This is a genomic window from Streptomyces sp. SX-6 (genome assembly GCF_059089585.1).
Map to the genome: position 1 here is coordinate 212,868 of NZ_JBTHHU010000004.1, position 13,622 is coordinate 226,489.

Below are 13,622 nucleotides of genomic sequence, written 5' to 3' on the forward strand. Positions count from 1 at the left end.
GAGACCGGGCATGATCGCACGAGCAGTAGCGCTGGCGGCCGTCGCCGCCCTGGCCCCGGCGCCCGCCGCCCCCGCCACGGCAACTCCCATCCGTCACCTGGTCGTCGTCTTCGACGAGAACGTCTCCTTCGACCACTACTTCGCCACCTATCCGCAGGCCGCCAACACCGGCGGCACCCGCTTCACCCCGGCGCGGAACACCCCCGGGGACGTCGACAACCTGCGCACCGCGGGCCTGCTGGCGCGCAACCCCAACCAGTACCCGCCGCAGCGGCTCCCGCCGGAGCGGTCCATGACCTGCGACCAGAACCACTCCTACAGCCCCGAGCAGTACGCCGCCGACGGCGGCAGGGCCGACCGGTTCGTCCAGTACACGGACTCCGGCGTCTGCTCCGGCCCGCTGTACGGCGAGCCGGGCCTGGTCATGGACTATTACGACGGCAACACCGTCACCGCGCTGTGGAACTACGCCCAGCACTTCGCCCTGAACGACCGCTCGTTCGGCACCACTTACGGGCCCTCCACCCCGGGGGCCGTCAACCTCGTCTCCGGCCAGACCCACGGCGTGGTCTCCGTCGACCCCGCCTCCGGCAGGCAGACCCGCACCCCGGACCCGCACGCCGTCACCGCGTCCGACGCCAAGGGCGTCGGCACCCTGACCGCCGACCCCGAGCCGGCCTACGACGACTGCTCGGACGCGGACCGTACGAGCAGGAGCCCGCTCGCCGTCCTCCGTGGCCGCAACATCGGCGACCTGCTGAACGCGCGCAAGGTGACCTGGGGCTGGTTCCAGGGCGGCTTCCGGCCGAGCTCGCCGTGGGACGGCCGCCCCGGGCACCACGCCGCGTGCTCCGGCACCACGCACGCCAACTCCGCCGGCGCCGAGGTGATCGACTACAGCCCGCACCACGCGCCGTTCCAGTACTACCGCTCCACCGCCAACCCGCATCACCTGCCCCCGGCCTCCCTCGCCGAGATCGGCCACTCCGGACGGGCCAACCACGCCTACGACCTGGCCGACTTCGACGCCGTCCTGCGGGCGGGCCGGCTGCCGTCGGTGAGCTTCCTCAAGGCCCCGGCCTACCAGGACGGGCACGCGGGCTACTCCGGCCCCCTCGACGAGCAGCACTTCCTCGTCACCTGGCTCAACCGGATCCAGAGCGCACCGCAGTGGAAGGACACCGCGGTCGTCATCGCCTATGACGACTCCGACGGCTGGTACGACCACGCGTACGCCCGGCCGCTGAACGGCTCGTGGATCACGGCGAAGGGAACGGGCGGCCGGGCGGTCGACAGTCCCGCCTGCCAGGCGGCTCCGGCCCCGGCGGCCGGCCGGCAGGGCCGCTGCGGACCCGGGCCCCGGCTGCCGCTGCTGGTGATCTCCCCCTACAGCAAGGTCAACGCCGTCGACCACACCCCGACCGAGCAGACGTCGGTCCTGAAGTTCATCGAGGACAACTGGCACACCGGCCGTATCGGCGGCGGCTCCTTCGACAGCCGGGCGGGCTCCCTGCTGAACCTCTTCGACTTCCGGCACCCGGCCGCCAAGCCGCTGCTGCTCGGCCCGGACGGGGCGCCGAGGCCGGCCGGACGGGCGGAGCCGGTGCCCCCTGTGGAACCAGCACAGCCGCCGGTGGTGCAGCAGGGTGCGTCCGGCACGCAGTACGTGCCCGTACGGCACGTGCCCGTACCGCGCCACAGGGCGGACGAGGTGCCGGGCAGCAGCTGGCCGGCGGCGGCCACGGCCGGTGTCCTCGCGGTGAGCGCGGCAGCGGCGGGTCTGATGTTGCGGCGGAAGTAGGGGCCTACGCGGCGGTGTAGACGAACGCGAGCCCGCGCCGTGTGCGCTTGAGCACGCGCTTGCTGTGCAGACGGCAGAGGATCGTCACGACCGTGCTGTACGTCAGCTCGCCGGTGAGCTCCTCCTGGACCTCCCGCGGGGACAGCGGGGCGTCGGCCCGTTGCAGCGCCGCGAGGACCTCGCACTCCAGCGCTCCGTTCGCCCGTCGGCGACGGGGGCGCACCAAGGCGCTCAAGGTGCCGGCTGTGCCCGTTCCCATGTGCTCAGTGCTTCCTCTGCTGTCCGGCCGGATTCTTCGCCACCCGAGTGTACGGGCTCCTCACGCACGGCCCCGCAAAGCGGGATGATCCGCCACCACCGTGGCAGAACCTGGGGCAATTTCCGTAAAACCGGCATCCCGGACCATTGGCAGGCCGCTCGCCGCCAGCTCCGCCCAGCGCGCGGGGCCGGCGGTCCGTACGGACAGCGCGAAGCCGTCCTCCTGCCATGCCTTGCGCTGTGTGCCGGACAGCCGCCACCAGGCCAGCTGCGCGCCGTGCCCCGCCTGGGCCATGGCCTTGCCCGCCGACATCTCCAGCTCCGGGTTCAGCCACAGCACCGGACGCGCGGGATCCGGGGCGGCCGGCGGCTCCGGGTCCGCCAGGTCCGTGCCCGACACCTGGAGCTTCACCAGCTCCTTGGGCCAGCCGTCCAGGGGCACGGGCGGGAAGACCCGCACCTCGGCGGCGGTGCCCGTCACCGTGATCCCGGGCAGCTCCGACGCCCTGCGCCACTCGGCACCCCGCGCCCGGCGCACCACCTTGCGTATGCGGGCGTCCTGCCAGTCCCGCACGGCCTGTGCCCACTCGCCGTCCTCGTCGGTCGCGCGCGGATCCGACAGCAGCGTCAGCACCGCCCGCGCCGCCGTCTCCAGCGCGTCCGTACGCGCCGGCGGCGCGGACTTCTCCAGCCGCACGACGAGCGGCAGCACGAACTGCGGTGCGGCGTCCCGGGGATCGCCGGGCGGCGGGAACTGAGCGGTCTCGGCAGTGTCGCTGGTCACGGCACCCAGTCTGCCAGGGGCCTACGACAGTAGGGTGATCGCATGGAGCTGAGGGGGGTCGGCCGCCGTTACGGCCTGCGCGGTCCATGGGTCCTGAGGGACATCGCTCTCACGGTGCCGCCCGGCACCCTGACGAGAATCGAAGGCGGCAACGGCAGCGGGAAGTCCACGCTGCTGCGCCTGCTCGCCGGCATCGACGCGCCCACCACGGGCAGCGTCACCGGCCGGCCGCGCACCGCGTACGTGCCCGAACGCTTCCCGGCCGCACTGCCCTTCACCGCCCTCGGCTACCTCACCCGGCTCGGCCGGATCCACGGGCTGGGCCGGGCGCGGGCCGCGCAGGCGGCGGGGGAGTGGCTGGAGCGGCTCGACGCCGGGCGGCACGCGCAGACGCGGATGTCCGAACTGTCCAAGGGCACCAGCCAGAAGGTGGCCGTCTCCCAGGGGCTCCTCGCCGAGCCCGGACTCCTCGTCCTCGACGAGGCCTGGACCGGCCTGGACCGCTCGTCGCGCGACGTCCTCGACGGGGCCGTCGCGGAGCGCGTCGCCGCGGGGACCGCCGTCGTCTTCGTCGACCACGACCCGCGGCGGCTGGCGGGAGCGTGCGACGCGGTCCACCGGGTGACGGGCGGGAACCTCGTCGGGGCGGCCGCTGCCCCCGTCGCTCCCGTCGTCCGCATCGAGGCCGAGGGCGGTGCCGCGCTGCCTGCCGGCCTGCCCGGCGATCCGGTCATCGAGCCGGCACCGCCGGCGCGAGTGCGCCTGACGGTTGCCGCCACCCACTCCGACGCACTGCTGCGTACGCTCCTCGCCGCGCGTCCGTCCTGGCACATCCACGCGGTCACGACCGCCGCCACTGCCACTGCCACCGCCGCCGTACGCCGAGGTGAACCGGGCCGATGACTGCCCTGATCCGCTACCAGACCGCCCTGCTGCTGCGCTCGCACCGCTGGCTGCCGCCCCTGCTGCTGTACGGCGCCGTCATGGCCATCGGCATGCAGGGCGGGGAGCCCATCCTCGACTCGCTCGGCTGGGCCGCTGCCGCGCTGGTGCCCGTCACCGCCTGGTTCGTACGGGTCTGCGTGACCAACGAGCCCGATGCCGCGCGCGACTGCGCCGCCGCCGCGGCCGGGCCGGGGCGGGTGCACCTCTCCGCGGTGCTCGCCGCGCTGTCCGTCGGGGCCGGTCTCGCCGTCGTCGGCACCGCGGTCGTCGCCGGCATCAGCGACCCGCGCAGTGCCGACCGTCAGCACCATGTGCCGGTGTGGCCGGCGGCCGGGGCCGGGCTGATGGCCGCGCTGGCATGCGTGCTGCTGGGTACGGCCGTGGGCGTGCTGTGCAACCGGCCGCTGCTGCGCAGTGCGGGGCGGGCCGTGCCGGCCACGGTGTTCGCGGCGTTCCTCGTGGTCTTCGCGGGGGTCTCGCCCGCGAACGCCGCCGTGACGGGCCTGGTCACCGGCTCCCGCAGCGGCACGGTGCCGGTGCCGCTGGTGCCGCTCGCCCTCGCGGCGGTGCTTGCCGCCGGGGCCACGGCGGGAGCGTGCGCCCTCAGCGCACGGCGCTGAGGGGGATGCTGCCCCGGCCCCGCCCTCTCCCCGTCTCCTCCGGGGCTCCGCCCCGGGCCCCGTTTCGGGGGCAAGCCCCCGGACCCCCGAAACCGCGCTTCGCGCGGTTGTCCTCAATCGCCGGACGGGCTGGATTTGCCCGGCCCGGCACTATCCAGCCTGTCCGGCGCTTGAGGACGAGCGGCGAAGCCGCGACAAGCGGGGTCTGGGGCGCAGCCCCAGGAGACGGCGAAAGGGCGGGACCGGGGCAGCCCCCCCTACTCCGACACCAGCCGCCGCGAATCCCGTGCCAGCGCCGTCAGCCGCGATATGGCCCGGAAGTACTTCTTCCGGTACCCACCCGCCAGCATCTCCTCGCTGAACAGGGCATCGAACGGCCGCCCGGAAGCCACGACCGGCACCTCCCGGTCGTACAGCCGGTCCGCGAGCACGACCAGCCGCAGCGCGGTCGACTGGTCCGGCACCGGCTCGACGCCGGTCACGCACACGGCACGGACGCCGTCGCACATGGCGCCGTAGCGGCTCGGGTGGACCTTCGACAGGTGGTCGAGCAGCGAGGGGAAGTCGTCGAGGGAGGCACCCTCCGCCGTGTGCGCGACGCGCTTGACGACCTCGTCGTCGTACGGGTCCGGGGCCTGCGGCAGGCCCCGGTGCCGGTAGTCCTCGCCGTCGATCCGCAGCGGGCGGAAGCGCGCCGACAGCCCCTGGATCTCCCGCAGGAAGTCCGCGGCGGCGAACCGCCCCTCACCGAGCTTGCCCGGCAGCGTGTTGGAGGTCGCGGCGAGCGCGACACCGGCATCGACCAGCTTGCCCAGCAGGGTCGAGACGAGCACCGTGTCGCCCGGGTCGTCGAGCTCGAACTCGTCGATGCACAGCAGCCGGTGACCGCTCAGCGTCCGCACCGTCTCCTGGAAACCCAGCGCGCCGACCAGATTCGTCAGCTCCACGAACGTGCCGAATGCTTTCTGCTCCGGCAGTGCCGGGGTCGCGTGCCACAGGGACGCCAGCAGGTGGGTCTTGCCCACGCCGTAGCCGCCGTCGAGGTACACACCGCGCGGACCCGCCCCCGCGGCAGCCGCCTTCGGCTCGCGCCGGAACCAGCGCCTGCGGCCCGCGCCGCTCGCGCTCGCGCCGCCGAGCCCGGCGGCGAAGGAGCCGAGCACGGTCACGGCCTCGGTCTGGCTGGGCTGGTTCGGGTCGGGGATATAGGTGTCGAACCGGACCGCGTCGAAGCGCGGCGGCGGCACCATCTCGGCGACCAGTCGGTCGGCCGGTACGTGCGGGGCGCGCGAGGTGAGCGCGATGGGCTCGCCGGGAACGCCGGAGGAGGAGCCGGAGGACGATGCGGTGGAGAACGACACAACTGTCCAGGGTAGTCCCTGAGAGCGCCCACGCCGCCCGGAGCAGCGCGAGGCATGTCACACTGCCGCCTATGCGACGCCTGTTCCCCTCCCCGCTCACCCCGGCCGACCTCGAGGACCGCGACTGGGGGTGGGACGAACTGGCGGACCTGTACGCGTACCCCGAGAAGCCCGCGCTGCGCGCCAACATGGTCTCCTCGCTCGACGGCGCGGCCCACCACGAGGGCCGCTCGCAGCCGCTCTCCTGCGCCGCCGACATGCGGATCTTCGGAACCCTGCGGGCCCTCGCCGACGCGATCGTGGTCGGCGCGGAGACCGTACGGCAGGAGGGCTACCGGCCCGCGCGCGCCCGTGAGGCGTTCGCGGCGCGCCGGGCGGCGCTCGGCCAGAGCTCCGCGCCGGTGATCGCGGTGGTGAGCGCCGGGCTCGACCTGGACTTCTCCCTGCCGCTGTTCGCCTCGCCCCTCGTGCCCACCCTGGTGCTCACCGGCTCCGCCGCCCCGGCGGACCGCGTCGCGGCGGCCCGTGCGGCGGGTGCCGAGGTGATCGTCGCGGGGGAGGGCCGGGGCGTCGACGTGGCGCGGATACCCGGCCTGCTGGCCGGGCGCGGTCTGCCCCGGTTGCTCACCGAGGGCGGGCCGAAGCTGCTGGGGCAGTTCGCCGCGGCCGGGGTGCTGGACGAGCTGTGCCTGTCGCTGGCCCCGGTGCTCGCCGCGGGCGACGCGCCGCGGATCGCGGGCGGGCCGCCGCTCGAGGTCCCGGAGCGCTTCGCGCTCGCCTCCGTGCTGGAGGAGGAAGGCTTCCTCTTCACCCGGTACCGAAGGGTCGGAGTCGGAGAGGGACCCGAAGGACCTGAAGGAATCTGACAATCGGCGGAATTATCTGTTCCGGTTCCTGAGTGCCGGGCAGAATTGACTCTGACGCTCCCCCGAGGGCGCGGGACGCAAACACGGCTCACGGGGAGCACGCGCAGGATGGTTTCTGTGTGGGCCGGTGGCCCACGGAGGAGAAGGGCTCCCACCGTGTTCACGAGCGTATTGATGATCGAGCAGCCGCTCTCCGCGACTGACGTCGACTTCGTCACCAGCCTCCACGACGACGCCATGTCCTTTGTCGTCCTCATGCAGCCCAGAGGCGCCGAGGACCGGCTGCTGCGGGCCATCGACGACGTCGCCCTGGGCGAACTGGAACATGCCGTCCACGAGGCGGACGAACCCGAGGGCGAGGCGGCGCTGCGGCCCGCCGCCCTCGCCCTGGAGCACTCGCTGCGCCGGCTCCGGGAGGCCGGCAGCGAGGCCGTCGGCCAGATCGTCGACGACCACCCGCTCGACCTGCTGCGGTCCGTCGTCGAGCAGACCCATGCCGACGAGGTGATCGTGCTGACCGCCCCGCACCTGGTCGAGGAGTTCTTCCACCGCGACTGGGCCTCGCGGGCCCGGCACAAGGTCGGCGTCCCGGTGCTCAAGCTCTACGCCCACGGCGACGAGGAGCAAGAGGAGTCAGAAGAGGAGTGAGGGACAGGCGCTAGCGCAGCCGTCCGTCCGTCATCGTCAGCAACCGGTCCGCCCGGCCCGACAGTTCGCGGTCGTGCGTGACCATCACCGTCGCTGTCCGGTGCCGTCGTGTCACCTCGGCGAGCAGGTCCATCACGCGCGCCCCGCGCTCGTGGTCCAGCGCCGACGTCGGCTCGTCCACCAGCAGCACGGACGGGTCGCCGCCCAGCGCACGCGCGATGTTCACGCGCTGCCGTTCGCCCCCCGACAGCTGGTGCGGGCGGCGGCGCCGTTTCGCGGCGTCCAGACCCACCGACTCGAGCAACTCCTCCGCACGCGCCCGGGCGCTGCGTACGTTCCCGCCACGCAGGTGCGTCACGGCCAGCAACTGCTCGACGGCCGTCAACGACGCGAGCAGATTGGCCTGTTGGAACACGATGCCGACCCGCTCGCGCCGCAGCCGTGTCCGTTCCTTCTCGCCCAGCGCCGCCGTGTCCTGCCCGGCCACGACCACCTGCCCGGAGTCCGGGCGCAGCAGGGTCGCCGCCACGGCCAGCAGGCTCGACTTGCCCGAGCCCGACGGCCCCACGACGGCGACGAGCTCGCCGGGCGCCACGTTCAGCGACACCTCGTCCAGCGCGGTCAGCCGGCGGTCGCCGTCGGGGTAGGTGAGGGTGACGGAGGCGAGGGACAGAGCGGTCATCGGTGGGCTCCCAGGGCGGTCAGCGGATCGACGGACGTGATGCGGCGTACGGCGAGCGCCGAACCGGCCAGGCCCAGCAGCACCATGGCCGCGACCGGCACGGCCACCGTCGCCGGGCCCAGCTCGAAGGGCACGGCCGCCGACGCCAGCCACCCGCCGGCGGCACCGGCCGCACCGCCCAGGAGCGTCCCGGTGAGGAGGACGGCCAGCGCCTGGGCGAGGGCGTCGCGCACCAGATAGCCGCTGCTCGCGCCGACGGCCTTGAGCACGGCGACGTCCGGGCGCCGCTGCACGGTCCACACCGTGAAGAAGGCCCCCACGACCAGCGCGCTCACCACGAACAGGAAGCCCTGGATCATCTGGAGCGTGCCGTGCTCGGCCGCGTAGCCGTCGATTCCTTCGAGCGCGTCCTCGACCCCGACCGCCTTCGTGCTCTCGGCCGCCGCGCCGGTCGGCCGGCCGCCGCCGGTGACCGCGAGCGCGGTCGGCTGCTGCTGATGGGCGACCTGCCGCCACGCGGCGAGCGTCGTCCACACGCTGGGCGCGTGTCCGTGACTACGGTCCGCGGTCAGCCCCGAGACGGCCAACTCCCGGCCCCCGAGGGTGACTTTGTCGCCCACCCGCAGGCCGCTGTCGTGCGCGATCCGTTCGCTCACCGCCACCCCGCCGTCCCCCGGGGCGGTACCGGAGACCAGTGCCGGCCGCAGCCGCTCGGACGTACCGAACACGCTCACCGAGGACGCCGTACCGTGCGCCGTCAGCCGGGTCATCGCGACGCCCAGCGGCTCCGCCGCGCGGACGCCGGGCGCGCCACGCCACGCGGCGACCTGCCGGTCGTCCAGCGTGCTGTTGGAGAACGACACCTCGGGCGAGGCCCCGGCCGGGGCGCCGAAGACGATCCGGTCCGCCGGCAGCCCCGCGACGGCCGACGACGCCTCCCGGGCCAGCCCGCCGGTCAGCCCGTACAGGAAGACCACGAGCACGGTGATGAGCGTGACGACCGTGCCCATCAGGGCGAAGCGCCCTCGGGCGAAACGGATGTCACGGAGCGCGACGAACAACGGAAGAACCCTCCCCGGGGCCCGGACGGACGACGACCCTTCCACCCTCGCGCGCGAAAGCCCCGCTGCCATCGGGGCAAGGAACGGTCCGAAAATCAATCGAACGGTTGACGGTCGCCCGGGAAGGGGTCACGGACCCGGGACCGTACGCTCGATGGAGTGAACACCGAAGGACCCTCTTCTCCGCTGCGGCTCGTGCGCTACGCGCTGCACGGCGCGTTCTACGCGCTGCTCGCGATCGCACTCGCCCCCGCGGTCCTCGGGTCCGCGACCGCGGCCGTCCTGCCGCCGGGGATCCTGCTCGGCGTGGTCTACGGGCTCGGCGCGCTGCCCGAGCGGCGCCCCGCCGGCGGACGGGCCCTCGCCTGGCTCGCCACGGTCACCGCGCTGTGGCTCGTCCTCCTGTTCCTCGACCGCGGCTTCAGCTACCTCGCCTTCCCGCTCTTCTTCCTCTTCCTGCACCTGCTGCCCGTGCGCTGGGCCCACCCCGCGGTCGCCGCCGCCACCGCGGCCGTGATCGCCGCCCAGGCCATGGGCCCCGGCGGGCTCACCGCCGCCAAGGTCATCGGCCCGCTGGCCGGCGCCGCGGCCGCGATCCTGACCGCGTACGGCTACGCCGCCCTCTACCGCGAGAGCGGACGGCGCCAGGAGCTCATCGACGACCTCGTCCGCACCCGGGACGAGCTCGCCGCCGCCCAGCGCGAGGCCGGCCGGCTCGCCGAGCGCCAGCGCCTCGCCCGCGAGATCCACGACACCCTCGCCCAGGGCCTGTCCAGCATCGTCCTGCTCGCCCGCGCCGCCGAAGGCGCCGAGGACACCGTGGCCCGCGACCGCGTCCGCGAGATAGGGCGCACCGCCGCCGACAACCTCGCCGAGGCCCGCCGCTTCGTACGCGACCTCACCCCGCCCGCCCTCGAGGACACGCCCCTGCCCGAGGCGCTGCGCCGGGTCACCGAACGGACCGTGCCCGGCGCCTCCTTCCGCCTCGACGGCGAGCCCTGCCCGCTGCCCGTCGAGACCGAGGTCGCCCTGCTGCGCCTGACCCAGGAGGCGCTCGCCAACGTCGCCCGGCACGCCGCCGCCGACCACGCCGCGGTGACCCTCGCCTACCTGGACGACCAGGTGGCCCTCGACGTCTACGACGACGGCGTCGGCTTCGCCCCCGGCACGGGCCCGTCCGACGGGCGCCGCACCTTCGGCCTGCACGGCATGCGCGAGCGCATCGCGGAGCTGGGCGGCACCCTCACCGTCGAGTCGTCCCCGGGCGAGGGCACGGCGGTGGCCGCGGTGGTGCCCCTGTCCCTGGCGGCCGCCACATGATCCGGATCCTGCTGGTCGACGACCACCCCGTCGTCCGCTGCGGCCTGCGGGCCATGGTCGACGGGCTGCCCGACCTCGAGGCCGTCGGCGAGGCCGCCGACGGCGCGGAGGCGCTGCGGCTGCTCGACTCCGGGCTGCGGCCGGACGTCGTCCTGATGGATCTTCAGATGGGCGCCGGCATGCACGGCGTCGAGGCCACCCGCCGCATCACCGCCCTGCCGCGGCCGCCCGCCGTGCTGATCCTCACCACCTACAGCACCGACGCCGACATCCTCGCCGCCGTGGAGGCCGGGGCCACCGGCTATCTGCTCAAGGACGCGCCGCCCGAGGAGGTCGCCGCCGCCGTCCACGCCGCCGCCCGCGGTGAGACGGTCCTCGCCCCGCCCGTCGCGGCCCGCCTCCTGGGCCGGGTGCGGTCGGGACGGCCCGCGCTGTCGCCGCGCGAGACAGAGATCCTCGGGCTGCTCGCCGAGGGCCTGGCCAACCGGCAGATCTCCCGTCGCCTCTTCATCAGCGAGGCCACGGTCAAGACCCACCTCGTACACATCTACGGCAAGCTCGGCGTCGACAGCCGCACCGCCGCGATCGCCGCGGGCCTGGCAGCCGGACTGATCCGCCCGGTCTGAGAGAATCCCGGTAGTCACACCCCCGACCCCAGGGAGCACCGCACATGGCACCGGCCGTCCCCACGACGATGGACCGCCCGCACTTCATCGGCATCGGCGGCGCCGGCATGTCGGGCATCGCCAAGATCCTCGCGCAGCGCGGTGCGGCCGTCGCGGGCAGTGACGCCAAGGAGTCGGCGACCGCCGAGGCCCTGCGGGCGCTCGGCGCCACCGTGCACATCGGCCACGCCGCCGGGCACCTCGCCGAGGACGCCACCTGCGTGGTCGTCTCCAGCGCCATCCGCCCCGACAACCCCGAGCTGACCGCCGCCGCCGAGCGCGGCATCCCCGTCGTCCACCGCTCGGACGCCCTGGCCCGCCTGATGGACGGCCTGCGCCCGATCGCCGTCGCCGGCACGCACGGCAAGACGACGACGACCTCGATGCTCGCCGTCGCCCTCGGCGCCCTCGGCCTCGCCCCCTCCTACGCCATCGGCGGCGACCTCGCCGGCCCCGGCACCAACGCCGCCCACGGCAGCGGCGACATCTTCGTCGCCGAGGCGGACGAGAGCGACCGCAGCTTCCACAAGTACGCCCCCGAGGTCGCCATCATCCTCAACGCGGAGCTGGACCACCACGCCAACTACGCGTCGATGGACGAGATCTACGAGTCCTTCGTGACCTTCGTCGGCCGCATTCGTCCCGGCGGCACGCTGGTCGTCTCCGCCGACCAGGACGGCGCCCGCGAGCTGACCCGGCGCATCGACCGCCAGGACATCGAGGTCCTCACCTACGGCGAGGCCGACGACGCGGACGTACGCGTCCTCGCCATCACCCCGCACGGCCTGACCAGCGAGGTCACCGTCGACCTCCGGGGCCGCGTCCTCACCTTCGCCGTCTCCGTCCCCGGCCGCCACTACGCGCTCAACGCGGTCGCCGCCCTCGCGGCGGGCTCGGCGCTCGGCGTCCCGGCCGCCGAACTGGCCGCCGCGCTCGGCAAGTTCACCGGCGTGGGCCGCCGCCTCCAGCTCAAGGGCGAGGCGAACGGCGTCCAGGTCATCGACTCCTACGCCCACCACCCCACCGAGATGACCGCCGACCTCGAGGCCATCCGCGGCGCCGCCGTCGGCTCCCGCGTCCTGGTCGTCTTCCAGCCCCACCTCTTCAGCCGCACCCAGGAACTGGGCAAGGAGATGGGCCAGGCCCTCGCCCTCGCCCACTCCTCCGTCGTCCTCGACATCTACCCCGCCCGCGAGGACCCGATCCCCGGCATCACCAGCGCCCTGATCATCGACGCCGCACACACCGCGGGCGCCGACGTGCGCCCCGAGCACGACATGTCCGCCGTCCCCGCCGTCATCGCGGGAATGGCCCGCCCCGGCGATCTCGTTCTCACCATGGGCGCGGGCGACGTCACGGACCTCGGCCCGAAGATCCTGGCCCGCCTGGAGAGCTGAGAACCGAGAAGGGACACCGCGGATGTCGTACGAGGTCGAGAAGCCGGACGAGCAGTGGCGCGCCGAACTGACCCCGGCGGAGTACCAGGTGCTCCGCCGGGCCGGCACGGAGCCCGCCTTCCGCGGTGAGTACACCGACACCAAGACGCCCGGCATCTACTCCTGCCGGGCGTGCGGTGCCGAACTCTTCCGCTCCACGGAGAAGTTCGAGAGCCATTGCGGCTGGCCGAGCTTCTACGATCCCAAGGACTCCTCGGCCGTCGAACTCATCGAGGACCGCTCCCACGGCATGCTCCGCACGGAGGTCCGCTGCGCCCGCTGCGGCTCGCACCTGGGCCATGTCTTCGAGGGCGAGGGTTACCCGACACCGACGGACCAGCGGTACTGCATCAACTCGATCTCGCTGCGGCTGGAGCCGGGGGAAAGGTAATCCGGCCGCGCCCAGCAGCACACGTTCGGATGACAAGGGCCCGATCAGGCGCGTCCAGTTAACGCTTGCGTTAACACTGCAGGAGCTGAGACCCGGCTCATCCGGTTCGAGCGAGATCAGGATCCTGTTCGCCTTCGATCCGGTCCGGCAGGCGGTACTGCTGGTGGCTGGTGACAAATCGGGGAATTGGAAGGGATGGTACGAAGCCAACATCCCGATCGCCGAGAAGCGTTATGAGGCGCACCTCACCGAATTGCAGACGAGGGAGTACGAATGAGCAGCGTCAGCTGGGAGGAGACCAAGCGCAAGCTTCGCGAGCGCAGGGAAGCGATGGGACTGCCGGTGCGGTTGCCTGAAGAGAAGCAGGCGGACATGGACCGCCTCACGGCTGAAATGCGCGCGTATCAGCTCGCCGAGATCCGGCGGGAACAGTCGCTTACGCAGCGGGACGTCGCCGAATCCATGGGGGTTACGCCTCCCCGCGTCTCGGCGATCGAGCACGGAGATGCCGATCACACTGAGGTGGCGACTCTCCGTTCTTATGTCGAGGCGTTGGGCGGCAGACTCCGCGTGGTCGCTGATTTCGGTGACACCCAGTACACCGTCGCCTGAGAGCCTTCCCGCACCGGGGGTGCAAGCCCGCGTCCCGTCAAAGCAGTTCGCGGCGGACCGGCCGCCGGAAAGACGGGGGACGGGCACCGGCGGCCGGACGCGGGGTGACCGGCGGACACCCGATGCGGTCTGCGGGAAGGCCCGCCCGGCACGGCGGTTGAGGGATGGCCGG

General features: G+C 73.5%; 16 protein-coding genes. 11 read left to right on the forward strand and 5 right to left on the reverse strand.

All coding sequences use genetic code 11. From position 1 onward, the window contains the following. Nucleotides 1-10 precede the first annotated feature (10 nt). Entirely contained in the window at nucleotides 11-1,801 is a 1,791-nt protein-coding gene (locus tag ACV530_RS06835; protein WP_494331354.1) for a phospholipase C, read from the forward strand. A gap of 4 nt (nucleotides 1,802-1,805) precedes the next feature. Here ACV530_RS06835 and ACV530_RS06840 read toward each other — a convergent pair whose 3' ends face one another. Beyond that, nucleotides 1,806-2,060: a BlaI/MecI/CopY family transcriptional regulator gene (locus ACV530_RS06840; protein ID WP_494331355.1), complete on the reverse strand. Its 255-nt coding sequence runs from the start codon at nucleotides 2,058-2,060 to the stop codon at nucleotides 1,806-1,808. A gap of 60 nt (nucleotides 2,061-2,120) precedes the next feature. Continuing rightward, nucleotides 2,121-2,843 carry a peptidyl-tRNA hydrolase gene (locus tag ACV530_RS06845; protein WP_494331356.1) on the reverse strand — a complete coding sequence of 241 codons (723 nt, stop codon included), beginning with the start codon at nucleotides 2,841-2,843 and terminating at the stop codon, nucleotides 2,121-2,123. Between the two features lie 42 nt (nucleotides 2,844-2,885). On the opposite strand from ACV530_RS06845, the gene ACV530_RS06850 reads away from it, so the two are divergent. Both ACV530_RS06850 and ACV530_RS06855 read left to right on the forward strand, forming a co-directional pair. Further along, nucleotides 2,886-3,746 carry an ATP-binding cassette domain-containing protein gene (locus tag ACV530_RS06850; protein WP_494331357.1) on the forward strand — a complete coding sequence of 287 codons (861 nt, stop codon included), beginning with the start codon at nucleotides 2,886-2,888 and terminating at the stop codon, nucleotides 3,744-3,746. Then, the gene (locus tag ACV530_RS06855) at nucleotides 3,743-4,408 is read left to right on the forward strand and encodes an ABC transporter (protein ID WP_494331358.1); all 666 of its coding nucleotides are present in this window, start codon (nucleotides 3,743-3,745) and stop codon (nucleotides 4,406-4,408) included. Before ACV530_RS06850 ends, ACV530_RS06855 begins: the two co-directional genes overlap by 4 nt. A gap of 257 nt (nucleotides 4,409-4,665) precedes the next feature. Here the strand turns inward: ACV530_RS06855 and zapE are convergent, their stop codons facing one another. Continuing rightward, a complete protein-coding gene (gene zapE, locus ACV530_RS06860) occupies nucleotides 4,666-5,712 on the reverse strand; it encodes a cell division protein ZapE (RefSeq protein WP_494331484.1) in 1,047 nt (348 codons plus the stop codon). 128 nt (nucleotides 5,713-5,840) lie between these two features. Between zapE and ACV530_RS06865 the strand changes: the two genes are divergently transcribed. Beyond that, on the forward strand, nucleotides 5,841-6,635 hold the full coding sequence (locus ACV530_RS06865) for a pyrimidine reductase family protein (protein WP_494331359.1): 795 nt from the start codon (nucleotides 5,841-5,843) through the stop codon (nucleotides 6,633-6,635). 156 nt (nucleotides 6,636-6,791) lie between these two features. Beyond that, nucleotides 6,792-7,283: an indole-3-glycerol phosphate synthase gene (locus ACV530_RS06870; protein ID WP_494331360.1), complete on the forward strand. Its 492-nt coding sequence runs from the start codon at nucleotides 6,792-6,794 to the stop codon at nucleotides 7,281-7,283. A gap of 10 nt (nucleotides 7,284-7,293) precedes the next feature. Here the strand turns inward: ACV530_RS06870 and ACV530_RS06875 are convergent, their stop codons facing one another. Both ACV530_RS06875 and ACV530_RS06880 read right to left on the reverse strand, forming a co-directional pair. Next, nucleotides 7,294-7,965, reverse strand: a complete 672-nt coding sequence (locus tag ACV530_RS06875; protein ID WP_494331361.1) for an ABC transporter ATP-binding protein — start codon at nucleotides 7,963-7,965, stop codon at nucleotides 7,294-7,296. Continuing rightward, a complete protein-coding gene (locus ACV530_RS06880) occupies nucleotides 7,962-9,026 on the reverse strand; it encodes an ABC transporter permease (protein ID WP_494331362.1) in 1,065 nt (354 codons plus the stop codon). Before ACV530_RS06880 ends, ACV530_RS06875 begins: the two co-directional genes overlap by 4 nt. Nucleotides 9,027-9,185: 159 nt before the next feature. On the opposite strand from ACV530_RS06880, the gene ACV530_RS06885 reads away from it, so the two are divergent. Genes ACV530_RS06885 through ACV530_RS06910 form a run of 6 tightly spaced genes read left to right on the forward strand, consistent with a single transcriptional unit; the run spans nucleotide 9,186 to nucleotide 13,450 of the window. Further along, the gene (locus ACV530_RS06885; protein WP_494331363.1) at nucleotides 9,186-10,346 is read left to right on the forward strand and encodes a sensor histidine kinase; all 1,161 of its coding nucleotides are present in this window, start codon (nucleotides 9,186-9,188) and stop codon (nucleotides 10,344-10,346) included. After that, a complete protein-coding gene (locus ACV530_RS06890) occupies nucleotides 10,343-10,972 on the forward strand; it encodes a response regulator (RefSeq protein ID WP_494331364.1) in 630 nt (209 codons plus the stop codon). The genes ACV530_RS06885 and ACV530_RS06890 overlap by 4 nt, the downstream gene beginning before the upstream one ends. Nucleotides 10,973-11,016: 44 nt before the next feature. Beyond that, nucleotides 11,017-12,408, forward strand: a complete 1,392-nt coding sequence (gene murC / locus ACV530_RS06895) for a UDP-N-acetylmuramate--L-alanine ligase (protein WP_494331365.1) — start codon at nucleotides 11,017-11,019, stop codon at nucleotides 12,406-12,408. 22 nt (nucleotides 12,409-12,430) lie between these two features. Beyond that, nucleotides 12,431-12,838 carry a peptide-methionine (R)-S-oxide reductase MsrB gene (msrB, locus tag ACV530_RS06900; RefSeq protein ID WP_494331366.1) on the forward strand — a complete coding sequence of 136 codons (408 nt, stop codon included), beginning with the start codon at nucleotides 12,431-12,433 and terminating at the stop codon, nucleotides 12,836-12,838. Further along, a complete protein-coding gene (locus ACV530_RS06905; RefSeq protein ID WP_494331367.1) occupies nucleotides 12,747-13,115 on the forward strand; it encodes a type II toxin-antitoxin system RelE/ParE family toxin in 369 nt (122 codons plus the stop codon). Before msrB ends, ACV530_RS06905 begins: the two co-directional genes overlap by 92 nt. Further along, a complete protein-coding gene (locus ACV530_RS06910) occupies nucleotides 13,112-13,450 on the forward strand; it encodes an XRE family transcriptional regulator (protein ID WP_494331368.1) in 339 nt (112 codons plus the stop codon). Before ACV530_RS06905 ends, ACV530_RS06910 begins: the two co-directional genes overlap by 4 nt. Nucleotides 13,451-13,622: the final 172 nt, after the last annotated feature.